Source organism: Streptomyces sp. MGP-BFMKR1, from assembly GCF_057766585.1.
Genome location: NZ_CM173408.1, coordinates 7,141,512 through 7,163,210, shown reverse-complemented (window position 1 = coordinate 7,163,210; position 21,699 = coordinate 7,141,512). Strand labels below are relative to the sequence as shown.

Here is a 21,699-nt window from a genome sequence, read left to right as displayed (position 1 = left end):
CGACCACATCGACTTCGGTCGGGTGTGGTCCTCCTCCTGTTCGGGCTGACACTGCTCCTTCGCGCCTGAGCGCCCGCCCTCACCGGCCCGGCCGCGCTCGGCCCCCCCCGTGACCTCAGCCGTTACGGCCCCAACCCCAGCGCGGGCGAACGCGCCCCGCACCCACGCTTTTCGGCACGCATCCCCACACGGTCAACGCTCGGCCTCCCCTCGCCTTGCTCACACACCACCCGCTCTCCCGCTGTTCCGCGCCTTTCACCCACCCCTGCCCAACCCACGACTCGGCCCGTCCCACCCGGGCCCCACCCCACCCTGCCCCGAACGCCACCCACCTCACGGCCGTACGACACCGGCCGCCCAACTGCCCTGCCTCTGCTGCCCGTTGCACCCGACCTCGTCCCACCCTGGAGGCGACGGCCACCCACCGACCGTCGCCTCCGGCGCCCACTCACGCGCGCGACGAGGTTCCACGCCGCCCCCGACACCACCAGCCACCCTCACCACACCCGCACCCGAGCAACCCATCGGGAACCCGCCGCGCCCCTACCCGCCAGAACCAACCGCGCCCCGGACGAAGCGCCGCACATGCGCGCGTACCACCGCCGGCCGCTCCAACCAGGGCTCGTGCCCGGCGCGCTCGACCAGCGTCAACGGAACCGCGAGCCGCCGCGCGAGCACGCCAAGCGCCGCCAGCGGCCGGGGATCAGCGACCCCACCGAGCAGTTCCGCACGCGCGGGCAGGCAGGTATTCAGCAACTACAGTCGCAACACTCACAACATTCGCAGCATTCACAGCACTCGCAGCATTCGCACTTGTGGCACCAGCCGCCACGCTTGTCGCCGCTCCACGGGTCGTGGTACTCCTCGCGGCAGCAGAGCTGGCACGTGCAGCACAGGCCGAGCCAGACCGCGCAGCCGGGGACCAGTGAGCGTCGGCGCGGCGGGCGGCCGGGGGAGCCGCCGGCGTCGCCACCTCCGTCGCCGCCCCCGCCACCGAACCAGTCCCCGTCCGAACCGCCGTGGCCCGGCCCCGGGTGCAGCGGCTGGGGCGCGCCGTGGGCACCCTGTGGCGCGTTCAGGCCGCTGTACGGGGCGTACGGGCCGTTGCCGTGCGCGGGCTGGCCGCCGTGCGGCTGGGCGTACGGGTTGCCGTACGGCTGCTGCGTTCCGGGGCCGTACGGGTTCGCGGGGTGGCCCGCCGGGTGCGAGCAGGTGGGGCCGAACGCGCGGTCCACGGCGTGCCGCAGCTCGTGCGCGAGCAGCACGTGGGCGAGCTTGCCGTCGGTGAACTCCACGTCCCGCAGGGCCAGCCGCACTCCGTGCACCGCGTCCTCGCACAGCCGCCGCGCCTCGTCGAGCGTCGCGCCCGTGGCGAGCAGCGGGTTCCACGCGCCGGTGCGCGCGTCCTCGTCCAGGTCCTCCACCGCGTCCAGGAGGTGCGCGAGGCGGCCGAAGAGTCGCCCGACCTCGGCGAGCGGGGCCCGGTTCGCCGGTCGGCCGGCCAGCTCCGCGGTGTGCGCGAAGGCCGCGGCGGTCGCGGTCTCGGTCGGTTCGGTGATGGTCAGCAGCGGGGTGCCGCGGCCGGCGAGCGCCTCGATGTCCGGCTGCCGGTCCACCGCCGCCACCAGCACGGCCGTGTCGAAGCCGAGGTCGGAGCCGGTGAGCGCGCCGGCCCGGTCCCAGCGGGTGGCCACCCGGCGGGCCGCGGCGGCCACCGGGCGGCGGCCCAGCGCGCCGTCGCCGTCGGCGATGTGGTCCCGGACCTTCGCCGACGCCAGCACGAGGGAGACGGCGGCGGCCAGCCGGGCGCCCTCGCCGCGCGCGACGGGCGCGGTGCGCATGCCGCGCAGCGGACAGGGGCCGGCGGTGCGCCGCCCGGCCGCGCGGGTGGCCTCCGGCGACTGGGCCTCCACCAGGACGGAAATAATCAGGCCGTCATAGTTGGTGGCAACTCGGGCGAACTGGCCGTGGTCGGCCCGGAGCGCCAGGCACAGCCCGCACAGATGTGCCATCCAGTCGGTGCGGAGACGATCCGACAAGCGATGCCGACATGGTCGGACAATCCCAAACAAAGCTTCCTCGTTCCCCCGTACGCCGCGTGGCGTCACTCATTTAGCCGGCGAGTCTAACTACCATGCCGTCAGGCCCCTTGCACGGGAGGAACTCTGATTCCTGGGCATGCGTTGTGCACCAGTACCGTCACGAATCCCCTGTGCGGCGGCAATCCGCTTGGCACATCATCTACAACATGGCCGACCATAGAGGAGCGGACAGTACCCACCGCACGTGAGAGGAGGCGTCCATGGGATCGGTGCGCAAGGCGAGTGCTTGGCTTGGCCTCGTCGACGACAGCGATGATGAGCGCTACTACGACGACGACTACTCCGAGGGCCCCGAGCCCGGCGACGCCTGGGTGACCGACCCGCGGGTGCGGGTCGCCGACCAGGCCGCGCAGGACCAGGGCTCGCGCATCGCCACGGTCACCCCGGACGGGTTCCGTGACGCGCGGGGCATCGGCGAACTGTTCCGCGAGGGCATTCCGGTGATCGTGAACCTCACCGCCATGGAGCCCGCCGACGCCAAGCGCGTGGTGGACTTCGCCGCCGGGCTGACCTTCGGGCTGCGCGGCTCCATCGAGCGGGTCGCCACTCGGGTGTTCCTGCTCACACCGCCTGACTATCAGGTCGTCAGCGGCGAGGCCCGCCGCGGCAACAGCGGCTTCTTCAACCAGAGCTGACCTGGCGGCGTGCGCGCCTTCGCTGCGCACGCCGCCGGGCCGGGTCCGGCCCCGGTCACCCGACCCGCGCCGCCACCCCGCCCGCCTCGCTCGTCTCCCCCGCGCCTCTCACCCCGCTCGTCGCGCTCGCACCAGCCACCTCGCCGGGTCCGTCACCGGAACGCGTCGAGCCCGGTCAGCGCCTTGCCCAGCACGAGCTGGTGCATCTCCACCGTGCCCTCGTAGGTGAGCACCGACTCCAGGTTGGTGGCGTGCCGCATCACCGGGTACTCCAGCGAGATGCCGTTCGCGCCCAGGATGGTGCGGGCCGTACGGCAGATCTCGATCGCCTCCCGCACGTTGTTGAGCTTGCCGAAGCTGACCTGTTCGGGCCGCAGCCGGCCGGCGTCCATCCGACGCCCGAGGTGGTACGCGAGCAGCAGGCCCTTGTGGAGCTCGACCGCCATGTCGGCGAGCTTGGCCTGGGTGAGCTGGAAGCCGCCGATCGGCTTGCCGAACTGCTCGCGGGTCTTGGCGTAGTCCAGGGCCGCGTGGAACGAGGAGCGAGCGGCGCCCAGCGCGCCCCACACGATCCCGTACCGCGCGTGGTTGAGGCAGCTCAGCGGGCCGCGCAACCCGGTGACCTCGGGGAGCACCGCGTCGGCCGGCAGCCGTACCTGGTCGAGGACGAGTTCGCTGGTGACCGAGGCGCGCAGGGACCACTTGTGGTGGATCTCGGGGGCGGAGAAGCCGGGCGCGTCCGTCGGCACGACGAAGCCACGGACGCCCTCGTCGGTCTGGGCCCAGACGACGGCGACGGCGGCCACCGAGCCGTTGGTGATCCACATCTTGCGGCCGGTGAGCACCCAGTCGGAGCCCTCGCGCCTGGCCGTGGTGCGCATGCCCGCGGGGTCGGAGCCGTGGTCGGGTTCGGTCAGGCCGAAGCAGCCGATCGCCTCCCCCGCCGCCATCGGCGGCAGCCAGCGCTGCTTCTGTTCCTCGGAGCCGTAGCGGTGGATGGCGTACATGGCCAGGGAGCCCTGCACCGAAACCAGGGAGCGGATGCCGGAGTCGGCCGCTTCCAGCTCCAGGCAGGCGAGCCCGTACTGGACGGCGCTCGCGCCCGCGCAGCCGTAGCCCGAAAGGGACATGCCGAGCGCGCCGATGGAGCCGAGTTCCCTGGCCAGGTCGCGGATGCCGGGCAGTTCGCCGCGCTCGTACCAGTCGGCGACGTGCGGCAGCACCCGGTCCGTGGCCCAGCTACGGACGGTGTCGCGCACCGCGAGGTCCTCGGGCGCGAGGAGGTCGTCGATGCCCAGCGGGTCGGTCGGGTCGAACGGCGGCAAGGTGCGCGCGGACATGAGGGCGGCCTCCGGCTCGGGTGCGGTCTGGGTCGGGACCGGCGGCCGGGGCCCGTACCGCCTCGGCGACCGGGGTGATCATCCCGTCGCGCCCGACGCTACTTCCGGGTACGAGACGGCGTCCAGCCCCCCTTGCCGCCAGCGTCGCGGGGTCGGCGTTGGCGTCGGCGCGGGGCGCGCGGTGTCAGCGGCGTGCGGACGAGGTCGCCGGGGCCGTGTCGGACGCGGGCGCGGCGCGCTCGTCCGCGTCGGGCGCGTCGGGGTGCCGGCGCCGGCGCGGCACGGTGTTCGCCTTGCCGCGGGCGCGTGCGTGCTTGGGCGCGGCGGGGGTCGGGCGGGTCGTGTCGTCGTCCGGGTCCGCCGGGCCGTCCATGGTGCGCGGCAGGCACAGCGCGGCGAGCGCGCCGAGCAGCAGCAGGCCGGCGCTGACCCAGAGCGTGCTGTGCAGGCCGGTGACGAAGGAGTCGCGGGCGGCGGCCCGCAGCGCCGCGCCGGACGCCCCGCCGAGCGCGTCGGAGACCTCGTACGCCTCGCCGAGCGAATGGCTCGCGGCCCTGGCGGAGTCGTCGGGTATGCCCGGTGTCGCGGCGACCCGTGGGGTGTAGGCGGCGTTCATGACGCTGCCGAGCAGGGCGATGCCAAGGCCGGCGCCGAGTTGGTAGGAGGTCTCGCCGATGGCGGCGGCCCCGCCCGCGCACTTGGCCGGCGCCTCGCTGAGCATCGACTCGTACGCCCCGAACAGGGTGGTCTCCAGGCCGAAGCCGAGGAGGACGAAACCGCAGACGAGGACGGCGGGGCGGTCGTGCTGGCCCATCGCGGTCAGCGACAGGACCGCGCCCGCGGTGATGGCGAAGCCGAGGGCGACCATGGTGCGCGGGCCGAGCCGGTGCAGCATGCGGGAGCCCACGAGGCCGGCGGCCATGGCCGCGAACGTGAGCGGCAGCAGCCGGAGGCCGGTCTCCAGCGGGGTGAGGCCGAGGACCAGTTGCAGGTACTGGGCGGCTATCAGCTCCAGTCCGACCAGGGCCAGCATGGCGAGCACGATGCAGCCCACCGCCGTGCCGAACGCGGGCCGGGCGAACATGGCCAGGTCCACCAGCGGGTTGCTGCGCCGGCGCTGGCGGCGCACGAAGAGCACCAGGAGGACGCCGCCCAGCAGCGTCGGGCAGGCGGTCCCGAGCTCGGCCAGGCCCTGCCCGTTGCCCAGCCGCTTGACGCCGAGGACCGCGCCGAACAGGCCGAAGGCCGCCATCAGCGCGCCGGTCACGTCCCAGGGTCCGTTGCCGTCGCCGGTGGACTCGGGCAGCAGCCAGCGGCCGACGGGCAGGGCGGCGACCATCAGCGGGATGTTGATCAGGAAGACCGAGCCCCACCAGAAGTGCTCCAGGAGGAAGCCGCCGAGCAGGGGGCCGGCCGCGGCGCCGACGGCCGCGACGGCGCTCCAGACGCCGATCGCGACGGCGCGCTCGCGCCGGTCGGGGAAGACCTGGCGGAGGATCGACAGCGTGGCCGGCATGATCATCGCGCCGCCCACGCCGAGCAGCGCCCGGGCCACGATCAGGACCTCGGGCGTGGTCGCCAGGGCGGCGAGCGCGGAGGCCAGGCCGAAGAGTCCGTAGCCGAGGAGCAGTACGCGCCGGCGGCCCACCCGGTCGCCGAGGGTGCCGAAGAGGATCAGCAGCGACGCGCACACCAGTGGATAGACGTCCACGATCCACAGCAGCTCCATCGAGCCGGGGCGCAGGTCCTCGCTGACGGCCGGGACCGCGACGTGCAGCACGGTGGCGTCCACGGCGACCAGCAGCAGGCTCACGCACAGCACCACGAGCACGAGCCAGCGGTCGGCGCCGCCGCTCGCGTCGCGCCAGCGCGAGGCACCGGGCCCGAACCGGGAAACGCCCGCTGACCGCCGGTTGCCGGTCGTGGTCGTCCCGGTCATAGAGGTACCTCCCTGTGGTGCGCTCGCGGCGCGGGACCTGCTCGGGGCATGACGTCGACGTGACGTCGAGAAGGCAGTCCGGTGGCCCTGCGGGTTGGGCGAGTGAGACGTCAGCGTACGCGAGTCACGGTGGGGGCCACGTACCTCACCGCACTGTGAGCCCCTTGCCCCATTTGTCCCGACCATCCGTCTGACCTGCGCTCACACCCGGCCCTACCCGCACGGCCTGGGCCGTACCGGGCTCGGCGACGGGCCGACCGCGCCGTCGGCGACCGGACATCCGCCCGAGCCTCGCGCCCCCGGCCGGGCCGCGGCCCCGACCGGCGCCGCGGCGCGCGCGGGGACCACCGGCGCGCACTATGGCCGGATGTGATCGCGCGCCAGGGGCCGTCGCGCGGGACGCGGGCCGCGACACCGGCCGTTCACCGAGATGATCACCGCACGTCCGGCGGGGTCGACCGCCGCCCGGCAACCGGACGGGAAACGGCGGGGAACGTCACGGCCAATCAGCGATAAACAGAGGAGCGCTAATAGAATAAACGGGTTCCGCGCGATCCCGACGAGAAGCGCTACGGGAATAGACAAGCACTCCCGGCATTCCGTGAAATCGTGAACGGCAATGCCGAGAACGAGACCCTCTCCACATCACATCGTCATCACAAAGAGACGTGATCGACCGATGTCACCTGTCACGCAATGTAATGTCGATTGAGTGCGTACCGATGACAAGCTTCCTCAGGCGGAGGAGCGCCCAGCCAAAGTCGCGCGACCGCGCATGACGCGGACGCGGGGCTGGCTGCTGGGGTCCACTCTCGCGGTCTACGTGGCCACGGTGGTCGGCGTGCTCACCACCTCCTGGCTGGTGAAGCTCGACTGGCAAGTCATGTTGTTCCGGCCGTACAAGCAGTGGCCGGAATTCCACACCTTCCTGGACTACTTCGTCGTGCTCGGCCAGCGCGGGCCCACGGCCGTCATGGTGACCGCCTGGCTCGGCTGGTGCTGCTGGCGGCAGCGCAGCCCGCGCCCGCTGTTGCTGCTCGGCACCTCGCTGCTGCTGCTGAACGCGACCGTGGGCGCCGCGAAGTTGGGGATGGGCCGCCTGGGCCCGCACTACGCGACCGTGGTCGGCTCGAACGAGATGTGGGCCGACGGCGATATATTTCCTTCGGGTCACACCGCGAACGCCGTGGTCACCTGGGGCGTGCTGGCCTACCTGGCGACCACGCCGGGGGCCCGCAGGGTCGCCTCCGTGATCGCCTCCGTGGTCACCCTGGGCGTGGGCATGACGACGGTCTACCTCGGCACGCACTGGGTCAGCGACGTACTCCTCGGCTGGGCCGCCGGCCTGCTGATCCTGCTGGCGCTGCCGATGTTCGAGGCGCCGATGGCGTGGGCCGAGATGGTGCTGCGGATCGCCTGGGCGCGCCTGCGCGCGGGCTCCCTGTTCACCCCGCAGCCGACGGCCGCGCTGGCCAACCCGGCGCTGAGCACGCCGCGGGCCACCTCGGACGAGGAGCACCACACGCGCGAGCGGCTGCCGTTGGCCGGCCGCGCCGGCGGTGCCGCGCGGGCCCCGGAGAGCTGGCCGCACCATCCGGCCCGGCCGCACACCGCGCGCTCCGAGCGCACCCCCGTCACCCCGACCGGCAGCCGCCGCCCGCCGCACGCGGACCGCTCCCGCAGCGCGCCGCTCGGCTCGGCCGGCGCCCCGCGCGGACGCACCGGCGGCTGACGGCCGGCGGTCGCGCGGCGCCGCCCGCACGGCCACGGCCCGCAGGATCGGCGCGCACACCGGCGGACCACCCGACGACAAGGCCCCGACGCTCGATGGAGCGTCGGGGCCTTGTCGTCGGCGCCGGGGCTTCGCCGGCGCCGGCTCAGCCCTTCCAGCAGCGCTCGACGACGCCGTCATCGACGGTGAAATTCAGTCGGCCGGTCAGGTACTCCATGGTGATGATCGCGCCCTTCGGCAGCGACCTGACGGTGGTCCAGCCGCGCTCCCTGGCCCGCCGCTCGGCGGCCTCGCCGGCGAGGCCCACGTAGGAGTCCAGGTCGTCGGCCGGTTCGGCCGGGGGGTTCGGTAGAGGTGCCATGCCAGCCACCGTAGGCGCCCCCGCCGGGTGACGGAAGGCGGGCCCTGCCAGCGGAACATGGCCCACGGGCGCCTCACTGGTCACACTTGGGTCACAGAAAACAGGGCCCGGTTTGCCGCACCCCGCGTCACCCGTAAGGCCCTTCCGTTCCCCATCGGAAGGGGCGGCCGAGTTCTCATCAATTTCTCATTCCGGCGCCCGAAAAGGGCCGCGTCGCGCACCGTCGGGCGGCTACGCGTAGGGAAATTGAACGGCTAACGGAAATGCATACCGCATCACACAGGGAGCGCACAATTCCACCACATTGATCTGGCCGTTCGCACACAGGTTTGGCCATAGCTACACGTACCGACTTCCCCCACTGACGCCCACATGCCAGACACACCAGACAAGCCCGACAACGATCCCCGCACAGGCCCTCATAAGTGGCTCGCGGACAGGGCAGAAGGGGGCGAAACGGTGCGCCGTACGCGTGTCGTACCGCCGCGCCCGCCGCGGCTGCCCCGCATCATGGCGGGTACCCGAAGCCCGGCAGAGCAGACGCCCAGAGGGAGCACGCATGGGAACGGAGACCGCCCAGGCGGCTACCGGGCCGGTTCGGGAGCGGCGGCCCGGCCGCGTGGTGGTGGACTGGCTGACGACAACCGACCACAAGAAGATCGGTCACCTCTACCTGATCACCTCGTTCGGCTTCTTCCTGCTCGGGGGGTTACTGGCCCTGGTGATGCGGGCCGAGCTGGCCCGCCCCGGGTTGCAGCTCATCTCGAACGAGCAGTTCAACCAGGCGTTCACCCTGCACGGCACGATCATGCTGCTGCTGTTCGCGACGCCGACCTTCGCCGGGTTCGCCAACGCGATCATGCCGCTCCAGATCGGCTCCCCCGACGTGGCCTTCCCCCGCCTGAACATGCTCTCGTACTGGCTGTTCCTCATCGGCGGGCTCATCGTGATCAGCGGCATGCTGGTGCCGAACGGCGCGGCCGACTTCGGCTGGTTCGCCTACGCGCCACTCAACAGCGCCACCCACTCGCCCGGCATCGGCGCCGACCTGTGGATCATGGGCCTGGCGATGTCGGGCTTCGGCACGATCCTGGGCGCGGTCAACTTCCTCACCACCATCATCGGGATGCGCGCGCCCGGCATGACGATGTTCCGGATGTCCGTCTTCACCTGGAACGTGCTGTTCACCTCGATCCTGGTGCTCATCGCCTTCCCCGTGCTGGCCGCCGCGCTGCTGTGCCTGGAGGCGGATCGGCGCTTCGGGGCGGTGGTCTTCGAGGCCGAGTACGGCGGGGCGATCCTGTGGCAGCACCTGTTCTGGTTCTTCGGGCACCCGGAGGTCTACATCATCGCGCTGCCGTTCTTCGGCATCGTCACGGAGATCATCCCGGTCTTCTCCCGCAAGCCGATCTTCGGCTACGTGATGCTGATCGGGGCGACGATGGCCATCACGGGGCTGTCCGTGGTCGTCTGGGCCCACCACATGTTCGCCACCGGCGCGGTGCTGCTGCCGTTCTTCTCCTTCCTGTCCTTCCTGATCGCGGTGCCGACCGGGGTGAAGTTCTTCAACTGGATCGGCACCATGTGGCACGGGGCGATCTCCTTCGAGACGCCGATGCTGTGGTCGATCGGCTTCCTGGTCAGCTTCCTGTTCGGCGGCCTCACCGGCGTCATCCTGGCCTCGCCGCCACTGGACTTCCACGTCACCGACAGCTACTTCGTGGTGGGCCACTTCCACTACGTGGTCTTCGGCACCGTCGTCTTCGCGATGTTCGCCGGCTTCTACTTCTGGTGGCCGAAGCTCACCGGCAAGATGCTCGACGAGCGCCTGGGCCGCGTCCACTTCTGGACCCTGTTCGTGGGCTTCCACGCCACGTTCCTGGTCCACCACTGGCTGGGCGTGGAGGGCATGCCGCGCCGGTACGCGGACTACCTGGCGGCCGACGGCTTCACCGCGCTCAACATGGTCTCCACCGTCGGCGCCTTCCTGCTCGGCCTGTCCACGCTGCCGTTCCTCTACAACGTCTGGAAGACCGCGCGCTACGCGCCGCCGGTGACCGTGGACGACCCGTGGGGGTTCGGCCGCTCGCTGGAGTGGGCGACCTCCTGCCCGCCGCCACGGCACAACTTCCTCACGCTGCCCCGCATCCGCTCCGAGTCCCCCGCCTTCGACCTGCACCACCCGCGGGTGGCGCGGCTGGAGGAGGCGAGCATCACGGCAGAGCCCGATCGAGGCGGTCGCGAATCCGTCTGATGTGCTCGCGCAGCTCGGCCGGCTCGCGCACCTCGAAGTCGAAGCCCGCCAGGACGATGTGAAGGACCAGCACGTCCAACGCGTGCGCGCCGGTGTGCAGCAGGCAGGAGTGCTCGTCGACTGCCTCAAGGACGCCCGCCGTCGGTGATATCCGCTCCGCGGCGCGCTCCACCGGGACCCGCAACAGCACGGTGGCGCGGTGCGCGTACGCGGTCACGGACACCCCCCGCGACACGTAGGCGGCCAGGTCCTCGGCGGGCGGCTCGCGGTGTTCGAAGCGCGGCCCGTGCGGCGGCTTGGGGGTGATGCGGTCGGCCCGGAAGGTGCGCCAGTCGGCGCGGTCGAGGTCCCACGCCACCAGGTACCAGCGCGCCCGCGAGCACACCAGGCGGTACGGCTCGGTCGTGCGGCGGCTCACACCGCCCCCGTGGTCGCGGTACTCGAAGCGGACCCGCTCCCGGTCCCGGCAGGCGTGCGCCAACTCGGTCAGCACCCGCGGGTCGATGGCGGCGTGACCCTGCGCGCCGACCATCGGCACCGTGTACGTGTTCAGCGCCGAGACCCGGCGGCGCAGCCGGTCCGGCAGCACCTGCTCCAGCTTGGCCAGGGCGCGCACGGTGCTCTCGTCGATGCCCTCCACCCCGGCGGGGGCCATCCGCAGCCCCACCGCGACGGCCACCGCCTCGTCGTCGTCGAGCAGCAGCGGCGGCAGTTCGGCGCCCGCGCCGAGCTGGTAGCCGCCCGCCGTGCCGGGCACGGAGTGCACCGGGTAGCCGAGTTCGCGCAGCCGGTCCACGTCGCGGCGGATGGTGCGCGGGGTGACACCGAGCCGCTCGGCCAGCTCCGCGCCCGCCCAACTGCGGCGCCCGCCACTCGCGCCGTACCGGTCCGTCGATGCGAGGCCGCCGTGGGTCTGCAACAGCGAGAGCAGACGCAGGAGTCGGGCCGAGGTCTCCAACATGGGCAGCAGTCTGCCAGCCATCGCGGACAGCCACGGTCCGCGAGGAACCGGTAGGGGTGGGCGGACGCGAGGCGCCGTCATCGCCCGCTGCCCCAGCCCGACGCGCCCGCTGCCCCGGCGGCCCGGCACGCCCGTGCCCGCGCCCGGTGATCGGGCGCGGGCACGGGCCCACGGGCGGCGAGGGGTCCGCACCGAACGACGCGTCGGGTGCGGGCGCGGTCGCCGGGCGACTCGCTGGGCGGCTCGCCGGCGCGGCGGTCACCGTGGTGGGGTGCCACGCGCCCGGACCGACCCGCTCACCATCGATACCAGCGGGAGCGGTGGCCGCTCGGCGTGGTGGAGCGCACCAGGAAGCCGAGCAGCCAGATGACCAACACGGCGATGGCGACCCACCACAGCACCTTGATCGCGAAGCCGGCGCCGAACAGGAGCAGGGCCAGCAACAGAACGAGTAGGACAGGAACCATAGTTCGCACCTCCAGGGCAATCGAGTGCCCCGCTCGCCCCGGACCATGCCCACCGTTCCCGTCCCACGACGGCCTCCCCCGGGCCGCCCCGCTCTCCCCGGTGGTCGCTACGCCCCCTCGACGCGCACCGAGAGGTCGTTGTCCGCCGTGTAGTACGGCGTGACGCGGACCGTGCCGCGGTCGGTGCTCAACGACAGCGCCGGGTAGGCGAAGACCGGCTTCTTGTCCACGACGTCGTCCAGGATGCGCGCGATGCGCACCCGCGCCGCGGGCGGCCGGTCCGCCGGGACGGCCTCGGCCGCCGCTTCCGCCGCCCGGCCGTCGTCGTTCTCCTCCTTCTCGTCGGCCTCGGCGGCCTCGTCGGCCCGGGCCAGCCACAGGTCCCACACGTCCTGCCCGCCGTCCCAGTGCGCGGCCAGGTCCGCGTAGGCCAGCGAGAAGTCGAAGTCGGCGCAGTCCGCGGTGACCGGGACCTCGTGCGCCACCGACGGGTCGCGGCGCAGCCGGGCCCGTACCACCGCGCCGGACAGCCAGGCCACCGGGCGCTCCACCCGGTAGAGCCGGCCGCGCCCGGTCAGCGTGCCGTCCGCCACCCGCAGTTCGCCGGCCTCCGCGTGCGGGGCCCGCAGCCAGCTCCGCAGCGAGAGGTTGCCGTGCTTGGTGGTGTACGGGATGCACACGGCCAGCGGCGACAGGCTCGGGCCCGGCCTGCGGTCCACCAGCGAGCGCAGGTCGTTCAGACCGGGCGCGAGCCGCCGAGGCCGCTCGTCGCCCACGGCCACGTACACGTCCCAGCGGCCCTCGGGCAGCGCGACCGTGCTGGGCAGCACGGCCCGTACCCGCCGCTCCCCGGCCGGCGACAGCGGCAGCCGCACCTCGTCGGCGCCCTCCGCGTCACCCCGCAGCCTGAGCACGAGCGCCGCGTTCCAGTCGGCGGGGTCGCGCAGCGCGAGGTCGATGTCGAAGGTGAGGCCGCCCGCCGAGTCGGCGACGCTGTCCGCGCGCAGCGGCGCGCTCGCCTCGGGCCGGGAGGCGGGCGTGGGCAGTTGTGCAGAGGGGGTCGTCATGCGGCACGTACCTTTCTGAACGCCTGTCGTCCGACGTCCTTGGTCGCGTACACGCCACTGAGCAGGGCGCCTCGCGTGCGGTGGAGCGAGCCGCGCAGTCCGCCGCGCGACATCAGGTCACTGAAGAGCGCCTCGTACCGGCCGGCGACCTGGGAGGGGTCGAAGCGGGCCGAGTTCGCGAGCGCGGCGCCGCCCATGCGCTGCCGCAGTTCGTCGTTGTTGATCAGGTCGAGGAGGGCGCCGGCGATCGCGTTGACGTCGCCGACGGGGACGAGCCGGCCGTCCACGCCGTCGTCGATGATCTCACCGGGGCCGTGCGGGCAGTCGGTGGAGACCACCGGCAGCCCGCAGCGCATCGCCTCGACGATCGTCATGCCGAACGACTCCAGGCTGGAGGTGACGGCGGCGATCGAGCCCTTGGCCCACTCGGGGTCCAGCGGGTTGGCGGGGCCCATGAGGAAGACGTGGTTGTAGAGCCCGAGGCGGTCGATCAGGGCGCGCAGCTTGTCCCGCTCCGTGCCGCCGCCGTAGATCCGCAGCCGCCAGTCCGGGCGCTGCGCCACGACCTTGGCGAACGCCTTGATCAGCAGGTCGTACCGCTTCACCGGGGCCAGCCGGCCGGCGGCCACGACCCACTTGCCGGTGCCGTCGGCCGGGGTGATCCCCGGCTCCGGAACGCTGTTGGGCACCGCCTCCACCCGCACCCCGGGCAGCCGCATCTGGCGCCGGTAGGTGCGCGCGTCGGCCTCGGTGACCGTGGTCACCGCGTCCAGCCTCGGGTACAGGCCGCGCAGCGTCTTCTTCAGCCCCTTGGAGTGCGTGCTCAGGGTCAGGTGCTCCTGCCCCACGCGCACGATCCCGCGCCGCGCCTCGCGCGCGATGTGGCAGTTGAGCCCGGGCCGGGTGCCGACCACCACGTCCGTCTCCAGGCCCGCCAGGTGCTCGGCGACGCGCAGGTCGGTCAGCTCGCTGTACTGCTTGTACCGGCCCTCGGTGTACGGGAACACACGGGCGGGCTTGGTGTACCGCGGGTCGTTGCCCTCGTAGTCCGGGCTGTTCTTACGGATGTCCACCAGATGCCGCAACGTCACCTTGGAGCCGGGGTCGAAGACCGGCTCGTCGCGGTGCCGGAACACGGAGACGATCTCCACGTCGTGCTGCTCCGCCAGCGTGCGGGCAGTGTTGTACGTGGTGCGGATCGTCCCGCCGATCCCGTACGCGTTGTGAATCAGGAATGAGATATGCATCCGTCCCCGTCATCCCACGGTTTTCCCTGCGGACGGTCGCTCGTCCGCCTTAACTTCTGGGTAAGACCAGGAAAACGGTTGCGGGGTTGGCCCCGCACACCATCTTGTTCCCCAAGCGATGTGCAATCGGTAGCACCCTGCGGGAACTTTCCCAGCCGAGTGATCATCATGGCCGGTCGGCGCGGTCCGCCCCGGGGCGCCGCGCTGCCGGGCGTCACCGGGTCGGGCCAACCGGCGCGGTCGCTCCCGCGCCCGGCGCACCCGGACCACGGGCCGCTCGGAGCGGGTGCCCCGAGGCCACGATGACCGTTCGCTCGCTGCCCAAGGGTGCCCGCCCGAGCGCGTACGCGCCACCGCGCCGGCCGGTCGGGCTCGCGCACGGCGGGCCGCGGGGGCGTGATCCGGCCGCCCCACAGGACCCAGCCGCCCCACGCCCGGCCCCTCGCGGGCCAGCGGCGGGGCGGGTGGGAGCGGCCCGCAAGCGCTTCCGTGCGGGGCTGGCGGCGGCCCGGGGACGGCGCGTTTCCGCGTCACGCCCGGCGTGACCCCCGCCGCTGGTCCCCCGTTGTGTTCATTACGAGCCGGGGGTCCACCCGGCGCATGGAGACGAATTCGAGGAGCCACCCGTGCCGCGCATGCTCGACGTCAGCGACGACGTACGCGCCGAGATCGGCGACGAAGAGGCCGAACGGCTGCTCGTCGGCGACAACACCCCGGGCAACTACGACTGCACCTCGTGTCGCACCCCCGGCGACGCCGCGCAGGAGCCCACCAGCACGGTCCTGTTCGTCGGTGACGAGACCGCCGTCCTCGCCTTCGCGCACGCCTCCTGCATCCCGTCGCAGGTGGTCACGGTCTCCGAGGAGCAGTTGCAGGGGGCCGTGCGGTCCATCACCGCGAGCCAGGACGCCGACAGCATCACCAAGAGCGACCCGCGGCAGGCGGTGCTCGGCGTCACCAGCGGGCTGATCCTGCTCGACGGCGACGTCCACCCCGGGCTCGTGGTCGAGCCGACCGGGCCCATCGTCCGGCCCGGCTCCGACGGCCCGGGCGACGACTTCCTCACCCTCCTCACCGAGCAGGGCTTCCGGCCGGTCACCGACCTGGAGCGGCGGCCGGAGCGGAACGCGGGCTGGTCGGTGCTGCTGGCCATGGGCCAACTGCACGCGGTCCTCTCTCCCGGCGCCGACGGCACCGCGTCCACCGCGTGGTGGCAGGCCCACCAACCGCTGCACGTGACCGAGGGGTGGCGGGCCGCCGCGAACAAGAGCAACACCGTGTTCGTCTACGCGGCCCCGGCCGGCGTCATCGGCCAGCAGCCGCGCGAGGACCTGCTCCGCTCGGCCCTGGAGCGGGCCGCGGCGAGCGGGCAGTTGGTCGCCGCCGCGATGCCGCTCGCGGGCACGTGATGCGGGCCGCGCCCGTGCGGGGGCAGGGTCCGCAGCCGTACGGCGCCGCCCCGTACGGCTCCCGGTCCGTGACGCCGGACCGGGAACGCGCCCGCCCGAACGCCCACTTCGGACACACTCCCCCATACGCCTCACGGGTGGCGCATTCGCCATACTCCCCGCATCCGACGAGCGATCGGGTCGTTGGCGCTTACGTGCACACATACGAGCCCGCCCCCCGCGACCCCTACCAGCCCCCGATCCCCAGCATGCGGCCCCCGCACGAGGGACCCGACCACGCGCGGCCCCACCAGCACGTCGCGTCGGCCACGCCCATCTTCGACGCCCTGTACGCGGAGTACCGCAGGTCCTTCCGGGCCCTGCCGGGGGACCGCTCGGGCGAGGAGGACCTGGGGTTCACGGCGTTCGGCCACCGCGAGCAGCGTGGCGCGTGGGAGCGCCCGGGCGGCTGGGAGCGCACCGGCACCTGGGACGGCGGCGGCTGGTCGGGCAACGGCCGCCACCAGCGCACCAACCTGCCGGCGGCGCTGCCGCCCGCGCCCCGGGACGGCAGGCGACGCGGCCTGTAGGAAGACCGCCGCCGCGTCGGCTGGACGCGGCGGCGGGGGCACCGGCTTGGCGGAGGTGCCGGAGCGGCCCGTGCGCGCGGCGGCCTGGGGACTGACCCCGGGCCGCTACTTCTTGCGCCCGCGCTTCTCGCGGACCCGCACCGAGATGTGGATCGGGGTGCCCTCGAAGCCGAACTCCTCGCGCAGCCGGCGCTCCACGAAGCGGCGGTAGCCGGCCTCCAGGAAGCCGGAGGCGAACAGGACGAACCGCGGGGGCTTGATGCCCGCCTGCGTACCGAACAGGATGCGCGGCTGCTTGCCGCCGCGGATCGGGTGCGGGTGGGAGGCCACGATCTCACCGAGGAAGGCGTTCAGCCGCCCGGTGGGGACCCGGGTCTCCCAGCCGGCGATGGCGGTCTCGATCGCCGGGACCAGCTTCTCCATGTGCCGCCCCGTACGCGCCGAGACGTTGACCCGCTGGGCCCACGGGATCTGCACCAGGTCCCGCTCGATCTCCCGCTCCAGGTAGTAGCGGCGCTCCTCGTCGAGGGTGTCCCACTTGTTGTACGCGATGACCAGCGCCCGACCGGCCTCCACGGCCATCGTGATGATCCGCTGGTCCTGCACGCTGATGGACTCGCTGGCGTCGATGAGGACGACCGCGACCTCCGCCTTCTCCAGCGCCGCCGCGGTGCGCAGCGACGCGTAGTAGTCGGCGCCCTCCTGGAGGTGGACGCGGCGGCGGATGCCGGCGGTGTCCACGAACTTCCAGGTCTTGCCGCCCAGCTCGATCAGCTCGTCCACCGGGTCGCGGGTGGTGCCGGCCTGCTCGTTGACGACCACCCGCTCCTCGCCCGCGACCTTGTTCAGCAGCGAGGACTTCCCCACGTTCGGGCGGCCGATGAGCGCGACGCGGCGCGGGCCGCCGATGGCCGTGCCGAAGGTCTGGGCCGGGGCCTCGGGCAGCGCCTCCAGAGCGGCGTCGAGCATGTCGCCGGTGCCACGGCCGTGCAGCGCGGAGACCGGGTAGGGCTCGCCGAGGCCGAGCGACCACAGGGCCGCGGCGTCCGCCTCGGCCGCGGGACCGTCCACCTTGTTGGCGCACAGCACGACGGGCTTGCCGGCCCGGCGCAGCAGCTTGACCACGGCCTCGTCGGTGTCGGTGGCGCCGACGGAGGAGTCCACGACGAAGACGACCGCGTCGGCGGCCTCCATCGCGAACTCGGCCTGCGCGGCCACCGAGGCGTCGATGCCGAGCACGTCCTGCTCCCAGCCTCCGGTGTCCACCACCTTGAAGCGGCGCCCGGCCCACTCGGCCTCGTACGTCACCCGGTCCCGGGTCACGCCCGGGCGGTCCTCCACGACCGCCTCGCGGCGCCCGAGGATGCGGTTGACCAGGGTCGACTTGCCGACGTTGGGGCGGCCGACGACGGCGAGCACCGGCAGCGGGCCGTGGCCGGCCGCCGCGATGTCGCTCTCCACCTCTTCGGGGTCGAAGCCCTCCTGCGCGGCGAGCTCCATGAACTCCGCGTACTCGGCGTCGCCAAGCTCACCGTGCTCGTCGCCGGAGTGGATCTGGTCGTTCATGAAGTGTTCCTCGTCGTCCCTCGGCGGCGGGCCCTCACGGCCCACCGCTCACGTCTGTCTAGCGGCCGGTGCGGCGCCTGGCGTCGGCCAGGTGCTCGCTCAGCCGCGCCTGGATGCGGACGGTCGCCGCGTCCAGGACTGCCCGGGTGGCCCGGGCGCGGGGGGCGCCCGCCCCGGTCGGGTCGCCGCCGTCGGCGTCGTCGGTGGCGCGGAAGGCCGGGCCGAAGACGATGTCGATGCGGGACCGCAGCGGGGGCAGGGCCGCTATCGCCCGGCCGCGCCGCTCGCTGGTGCCCAGCACCGCCACCGGCACGATGGGGGCGTCGCCGCGCACCGCGAAGTAGGCCAGGCCGGCGCGGAGCGCGGCGAAGTCGCCCTCGCCCCGGGTGCCCTCCGGGAAGATGCCCAGCACGTCGCCGCGGCGCAGCACGGCGAGCGCGTCGGTGATCGCCGTCCGGTCCGCGATCTCCCGGTCCACCTTGAGCTGGCCGATGGAGCGCAGGAACGGGTCGAGCGGCCCGACGAACGCTTCCTTCTTGATCAGGAAGTGCACCGGCCGGGGCGCGGTGCCCATGAGCATCGGTCCGTCGACGCCGTGCGCGTGGTTGACCGCGAGGATGACCGGGCCGCTGGTCGGCACCCGCCAGGCGCCGAGCACGCGCGGTCGCCACAGCGAGTACATCAGGCCGATGCCGATGCGGCGACCGACCGCGGCACCCGGCCCGCTCGGCGCCTGCCGCGGCGCCGCCGCCCGCTGTGCCGCGGCCGTGCTCACGCGCCCTGCTTGTCTTCGATCAGGGTGACCACGCACTCGATGACCTGCTCCAGGGTCAGCTCGGTGGTGTCCACCTCGACCGCGTCGGCGGCCTTGGCCAGCGGAGAGGTCTTGCGCCCCGAGTCGGCCGCGTCCCGCTTGGCCAGCGCCGCCTGCGTGGCGGCGATGTCCGCGGCGCTCCTGCTGCCCAGCTCGCCACTGCGGCGGGCGGCGCGGGCCGCCTCCGAAGCGGTGAGGAAGATCTTGAGGTCGGCGTCCGGCAGCACGGTGGTGCCGATGTCGCGGCCCTCGACGACGATGCCGTGCGGCGCCTCGGCGGCGATGGTGCGCTGCAACGCGGTCAGCCGGGCGCGCACCTCGGGCACGGCGCTGACGGCGCTCACCGCCGCGGTGACCTCGGCGGTGCGGATGGGGCCCGCGGCGTCGGCGCCGTCCACGCTGATGGTGGGCGCGGCCGGGTCCGTACCGGAGACGATGGCGGGCTTGGCCGCGGCGTCGGCGACGGCGACCGGGTCGTTCACGTCGATGCCGTTGCTCAGCATCCACCAGGTGATCGCCCGGTACTGGGCCCCGGTGTCCAGGTAGCGCAGGCCGAGCTTGGCGGCGACGGCCTTGGAGGTGCTGGACTTGCCCGTGCCGGAGGGGCCGTCGATGCCGACAATGACTGCTGCCGGTGCGGTCCGGGCGGCGGTTTCCACGGTGACAGACACCTTCCTCATGCACGGGGCGTTACTACGGGGCGGACGCGGAGTGATCGCGAAACGAGAGTCTCCGACAAGGTTACTGGTTGAAATGACCACCCCGTGCAGCCGAGGCCACCGCCGTCGGCCGGGGGCCGGCCGCCACCCGTGGTGTGGCGACCGGCCCCGGAGCGCCGCGCGGGCCCCCGCCCGGGTCCTCGCCCGGGTCGGCGGCGGTGCGGGGGCGACCCGAGAACCGCCGGCTCCGGCCGCCCCGCCCCCGCACACGTCACCGCGTCACGCCGTCACCGCGTCACCCCGTCACCTTGTTGGTCACGTCGGCGGTCTGGCCGCGCGGCGGCGCCTCGACCTCCGCGTCGGTGCCGTAGTCGGTGAAGTCGATGACCGTGCGGGCCGTCACGCGCTGTGCGTTCATCTCGCCCTGCTTGGGCGTCAACTCCATCTGCTGCCGCCGGATGCGGCCGTCGTCGTCGAGCCACAGCTCCATCGGCAGGTGCCGGCCGAACTGCTTCTTGAGCTGGGCGGCCTGGGCCTTGTGGGGGCCGGCGAGCTTGTCCACGTCGACGCTCACCCGGTAGCGGGTCGTCTGCACACCGTTCAGTTCCTGGCTGCCGAGCTTCTTGACCTTCCCGTCGGAGATGGCCTTGGCGTACTGGGCGGACGCCGCCGGGTCGCTGATCTGGTCTCCTCCGGAGCGGTCGTTCCGCTCGGTGACCTTCGCCAGGTCCACCTTGATCCACTGCTTGCCGCCGGGGATCTGCTGGCGCTCCTCCTTCGGCGGCTGCTGGAAGAGCACGCCGTCGACGACCCGCTGCTCCACCTGCTTCCCGCCCCCGGAGAGCGTCAGCCTCGACGCGCCGTCGTCGAAGTCGATGACGCCCTCGCCCCGCACCGTGACGTCCTTCGAGCCCGCGCTGGTCTTCGTGACCAGTCGCATCTTCGCGGTCTCCGCCTCGGCGGTCTTCTCGTAGGCCGTCTGGACCACCTGGCTCTGGTCCGCTCCCGCGCCGGGCGTCTCGGGGCTTTCCGAGCTCTTCCCGCCGCCCGCGTTGTCCGTCTTCCCGTCGGAGCCGTCGTCACTTCCGCACCCGGTCAGGGCCGTACCGGCGGCGAGGCCGGCCACCGCGAGGGCGGCGATCGTCGTACGTCCCCGGCGGGACGCCGGCCCGGCGCCCGCGCCGCTGTCTGTCCGTCGAATGAGCCGCCGTGCGCGCATCCTGCCTCCCGTGGTCGTGTGGACTGTCGGTAGACGCGGGTGCCCCGGGCCCGGCGGCGTACACGCCCACGCCACCGGGCCCGGGGCGAGGCGTCACACTTCGGCCACCACAATGGCCGAGAACCGGCTGTCGCGACGCGGCGCGCTCACGGGCGCAGCGGCCAGCCCCGCTCGCGCAACGCCACCGACAGCGGCTGCACCGCGTTCGGCTCGACCACCAGTTGGATGCGGCCCGCCTGCTGGCCGGTCGCGTGCTCGATCCGTACGTCCTCGATGTTGACGCCGGCCCGGTCCGCGTCGGCGAAGATCCTGGCCAGCTCGCCCGGCTGGTCGCCGATGAGGACGGTCACCGTGTCGTAGGCGGCGGGCGCGGCGCCGTGCTTGCCCGGCACCCGGACCCGGCCCGCGTTGCCGCGGCGCAGCACGTCGGCGATGCCGGCCGCGCCGTTCTCGCGCGCGTCCTCGGCGCCGGACTCCAGGGAGCGCAGGGCCCGTACGGTCTCCGCGAGGTCGTCGGCCAGCTCGGCCAGCACGTCGGCGACCGGGCCCGGGTTGGCCGAGAGGATGTCGATCCACATCGCCGGGTCGGAGGCGGCGATCCTGGTGACGTCCCGGATGCCCTGGCCGCACAGCCGCACGGCCGTCTCGTCGGCGTTCTGCAGCCGGGCCGCCACCATGCTGGAGACGAGCTGCGGGGTGTGCGAGACCAGCGCCACGGCGCGGTCGTGCGCGTCGGCGTCCATCACCACGGGCACGGCGTGACACAGCGCCACCAGCTCCAGGGCCAGGTTCAGCACCTCGGTGTCGGTGTCCCGGGACGGCGTGAGCACCCAGGGGCGGCCCTCGAAGAGGTCGGCGCTGGCGGCCAGCGGGCCCGACCGCTCGCGGCCCGACATCGGGTGCGTGCCCAGGTAGTGCGTCAGGTCGCAGCCCTTGGCCTCCAGCTCGCGGCGCGGGCCGCCCTTGACGCTGGCGACGTCCAGGTAGCCGCGGGCCAGGCCGCGCCGCATCGCGTCGGCGAGGGTGTCGGCGACGTGCGCGGGGGGCACGGCCACGATGACCAGGTCCACCGGCCCCTCGGGTTCGGCGTCGCTGCCGGCGCCCATGGCGGCGGCGGTGCGGGCCTGTGCCGGGTCGTGGTCGACCAGGTGTACGTGGACGCCCCGGCCCGCCAGCGCGAGGGCGGCCGAGGTGCCGATGAGGCCGGTACCGATGACGAGGGCGGTTCTCACGAAGTGGTGTCCTTCTGCGGGCTACGGGCTGGCGCTGTCACCTACCGCTTACCGCCACCCTAACCAGCGCCGGCCGGCCGATGGCCCGACGCCCGCCAGCCGAGACGGGCGCGTGGCGGGGGCGCG

Annotated in this window: 18 protein-coding genes; 5 read left to right on the top strand and 13 right to left on the bottom strand. The window is 73.2% G+C overall.

Annotation, left to right across the window (positions count from 1 at the left end; all coding sequences use genetic code 11):
- Positions 1-749: 749 nt before the first annotated feature.
- On the bottom strand, positions 750-2,072 hold the full coding sequence (locus AC3CHW_RS28790; RefSeq protein WP_488468374.1) for a DUF5685 family protein: 1,323 nt from the start codon (positions 2,070-2,072) through the stop codon (positions 750-752).
- A gap of 230 nt (positions 2,073-2,302) precedes the next feature.
- Between AC3CHW_RS28790 and AC3CHW_RS28785 the strand changes: the two genes are divergently transcribed.
- A complete protein-coding gene (locus tag AC3CHW_RS28785) occupies positions 2,303-2,737 on the top strand; it encodes a cell division protein SepF (protein ID WP_176160906.1) in 435 nt (144 codons plus the stop codon).
- Between the two features lie 152 nt (positions 2,738-2,889).
- Here the strand turns inward: AC3CHW_RS28785 and AC3CHW_RS28780 are convergent, their stop codons facing one another.
- A complete protein-coding gene (locus AC3CHW_RS28780; protein ID WP_398609962.1) occupies positions 2,890-4,077 on the bottom strand; it encodes an acyl-CoA dehydrogenase family protein in 1,188 nt (395 codons plus the stop codon).
- A gap of 184 nt (positions 4,078-4,261) precedes the next feature.
- On the bottom strand, positions 4,262-6,016 hold the full coding sequence (locus AC3CHW_RS28775; protein WP_488468373.1) for an MFS transporter: 1,755 nt from the start codon (positions 6,014-6,016) through the stop codon (positions 4,262-4,264).
- A gap of 775 nt (positions 6,017-6,791) precedes the next feature.
- Here AC3CHW_RS28775 and AC3CHW_RS28770 point away from each other — a divergent pair.
- The gene (locus AC3CHW_RS28770) at positions 6,792-7,748 is read left to right on the top strand and encodes a phosphatase PAP2 family protein (RefSeq protein WP_176160909.1); all 957 of its coding nucleotides are present in this window, start codon (positions 6,792-6,794) and stop codon (positions 7,746-7,748) included.
- 145 nt (positions 7,749-7,893) lie between these two features.
- On the opposite strand, the gene AC3CHW_RS28765 is transcribed toward AC3CHW_RS28770, so the two are convergent.
- Positions 7,894-8,109 carry a proteinase inhibitor I78 gene (locus AC3CHW_RS28765; RefSeq protein WP_488468372.1) on the bottom strand — a complete coding sequence of 72 codons (216 nt, stop codon included), beginning with the start codon at positions 8,107-8,109 and terminating at the stop codon, positions 7,894-7,896.
- 559 nt (positions 8,110-8,668) lie between these two features.
- Here AC3CHW_RS28765 and ctaD point away from each other — a divergent pair.
- Positions 8,669-10,363, top strand: a complete 1,695-nt coding sequence (gene ctaD, locus AC3CHW_RS28760) for an aa3-type cytochrome oxidase subunit I (RefSeq protein ID WP_488468371.1) — start codon at positions 8,669-8,671, stop codon at positions 10,361-10,363.
- Here ctaD and AC3CHW_RS28755 read toward each other — a convergent pair.
- From AC3CHW_RS28755 to AC3CHW_RS28740, 4 genes are all read right to left on the bottom strand, one after another.
- On the bottom strand, positions 10,323-11,324 hold the full coding sequence (locus tag AC3CHW_RS28755) for a helix-turn-helix transcriptional regulator (RefSeq protein ID WP_488468370.1): 1,002 nt from the start codon (positions 11,322-11,324) through the stop codon (positions 10,323-10,325). The two genes, ctaD and AC3CHW_RS28755, sit on opposite strands and share 41 nt — an antisense overlap.
- Before the next feature lie 296 nt (positions 11,325-11,620).
- Positions 11,621-11,791 (bottom strand): hydrophobic protein, encoded by a 171-nt coding sequence (locus AC3CHW_RS28750; protein ID WP_488468369.1) that lies wholly within the window; start codon positions 11,789-11,791, stop codon positions 11,621-11,623.
- Positions 11,792-11,898: 107 nt separating this feature from the next.
- Positions 11,899-12,858 carry a hypothetical protein gene (locus AC3CHW_RS28745; protein ID WP_488468368.1) on the bottom strand — a complete coding sequence of 320 codons (960 nt, stop codon included), beginning with the start codon at positions 12,856-12,858 and terminating at the stop codon, positions 11,899-11,901.
- Positions 12,855-14,105 carry a glycosyltransferase family 4 protein gene (locus AC3CHW_RS28740; RefSeq protein ID WP_398609955.1) on the bottom strand — a complete coding sequence of 417 codons (1,251 nt, stop codon included), beginning with the start codon at positions 14,103-14,105 and terminating at the stop codon, positions 12,855-12,857. The genes AC3CHW_RS28745 and AC3CHW_RS28740 overlap by 4 nt, the downstream gene beginning before the upstream one ends.
- A 626-nt stretch (positions 14,106-14,731) precedes the next feature.
- Between AC3CHW_RS28740 and AC3CHW_RS28735 the strand changes: the two genes are divergently transcribed.
- Both AC3CHW_RS28735 and AC3CHW_RS28730 read left to right on the top strand, forming a co-directional pair.
- Positions 14,732-15,514 carry a hypothetical protein gene (locus tag AC3CHW_RS28735; RefSeq protein WP_398609954.1) on the top strand — a complete coding sequence of 261 codons (783 nt, stop codon included), beginning with the start codon at positions 14,732-14,734 and terminating at the stop codon, positions 15,512-15,514.
- Between the two features lie 194 nt (positions 15,515-15,708).
- Positions 15,709-16,083: a hypothetical protein gene (locus AC3CHW_RS28730; RefSeq protein ID WP_187118117.1), complete on the top strand. Its 375-nt coding sequence runs from the start codon at positions 15,709-15,711 to the stop codon at positions 16,081-16,083.
- A 105-nt stretch (positions 16,084-16,188) separates the two neighbouring features.
- Here the strand turns inward: AC3CHW_RS28730 and der are convergent, their stop codons facing one another.
- The 5 genes from der to AC3CHW_RS28705 form a co-directional block, all read right to left on the bottom strand.
- Entirely contained in the window at positions 16,189-17,649 is a 1,461-nt protein-coding gene (gene der, locus AC3CHW_RS28725) for a ribosome biogenesis GTPase Der (RefSeq protein WP_488468367.1), read from the bottom strand.
- 58 nt (positions 17,650-17,707) lie between these two features.
- On the bottom strand, positions 17,708-18,460 hold the full coding sequence (locus AC3CHW_RS28720) for a lysophospholipid acyltransferase family protein (RefSeq protein WP_488468366.1): 753 nt from the start codon (positions 18,458-18,460) through the stop codon (positions 17,708-17,710).
- A complete protein-coding gene (gene cmk / locus AC3CHW_RS28715; protein WP_398610084.1) occupies positions 18,421-19,134 on the bottom strand; it encodes a (d)CMP kinase in 714 nt (237 codons plus the stop codon). The genes AC3CHW_RS28720 and cmk overlap by 40 nt, the downstream gene beginning before the upstream one ends.
- 283 nt (positions 19,135-19,417) lie before the next feature.
- Positions 19,418-20,341 (bottom strand): SCO4651 family lipoprotein, encoded by a 924-nt coding sequence (locus tag AC3CHW_RS28710; protein WP_488468365.1) that lies wholly within the window; start codon positions 20,339-20,341, stop codon positions 19,418-19,420.
- A gap of 146 nt (positions 20,342-20,487) precedes the next feature.
- The gene (locus AC3CHW_RS28705; RefSeq protein WP_488468364.1) at positions 20,488-21,573 is read right to left on the bottom strand and encodes a prephenate dehydrogenase; all 1,086 of its coding nucleotides are present in this window, start codon (positions 21,571-21,573) and stop codon (positions 20,488-20,490) included.
- Between the last annotated feature and the right edge of the window lie 126 nt (positions 21,574-21,699).